Genomic DNA, 833 nt, shown 5'->3' on the forward strand with positions numbered 1-833 from the left:
GTATGCCTTCTTCAATAGCCGCCTGAGTAAATCGACTGAGTTTTCTGATATTTCCGACTATTTCCCCGACTACCGCGAGTTTATCGTCGAGCAACCCGCCAGCGACGAAATGCTGGGACACGCCGCAAGGGCGGCACTCGATGCCGGGGTACGAAACGCCCAGCGGCCACCTAAGCGAGTCATGTACCACGTTCGGGATTGAGGTTCACGGCCTCGATATGTGACCCGTTGCGCGTGGCACCTGGCTAGCGTGCCGGGTTGAGCGCGCTCATGTACAGCACGTGCTGAGCGGTCAGGATCGCTTATGGCAGGCACCGCCCTGACCCTGCACGCGAACAGCGGCCGCACGGCCACGAATGGCGAGAAAGTGCGCCTGAGCGCCGGCGGCAACATGCTGGTCTCGGGCGGCAGCGTCATGGCCACGGGCTCGAGTTTGAGCGCCAGGAAAAACCTCACTATCGAGGCCAACGATGGCTCCGTCAGCCTGAACGCGCTGTCCAACGCCGCAGGCGCCAGCGTGGACAGAATCACCCTCAGTGCGGGCGATGACTTGAAGGTCTCCGCCTTCAAGGGCAGCCTGCTGGCCACGGGCCTGCAAGCCAATGGGCGCAACATCAGCCTGGCGAGCACGGGCACCACCCGCGTGGCCAGCACCACCGCCTACGGCGGCAGCCGCGTCGTGGCCGTAAGCAGCGAGCTCAGCGCCAGCGAAGGCATCACGCTGGCCAGCGTCGCGGGCGGCACGAGCGGCCAGGTAGAAGTGGTGTCCTCCGGTCTGAACGCGGGCGGGCAAGTCCGCTTGCTGGCCAACGACATGGTCTTCATCTCGGCGG

1 protein-coding gene and 1 pseudogene are annotated in these 833 nt (G+C 64.6%); both read left to right on the plus strand.

The features are described 5' to 3' along the window. A pseudogene (locus VTU_RS26340) lies at positions 1-202 on the plus strand (hypothetical protein); the annotation flags it as partial. A gap of 102 nt (positions 203-304) precedes the next feature. Beyond that, positions 305-833, plus strand: a 529-nt coding sequence (locus VTU_RS26345; RefSeq protein WP_010102572.1) for a hypothetical protein, incomplete at its 3' end; no start/stop codon positions are given.

It is taken from the genome of Verminephrobacter aporrectodeae subsp. tuberculatae At4, assembly GCF_000193225.1.
Taxonomy (GTDB): Bacteria; Pseudomonadota; Gammaproteobacteria; order Burkholderiales; family Burkholderiaceae_C; genus Acidovorax; species Acidovorax aporrectodeae.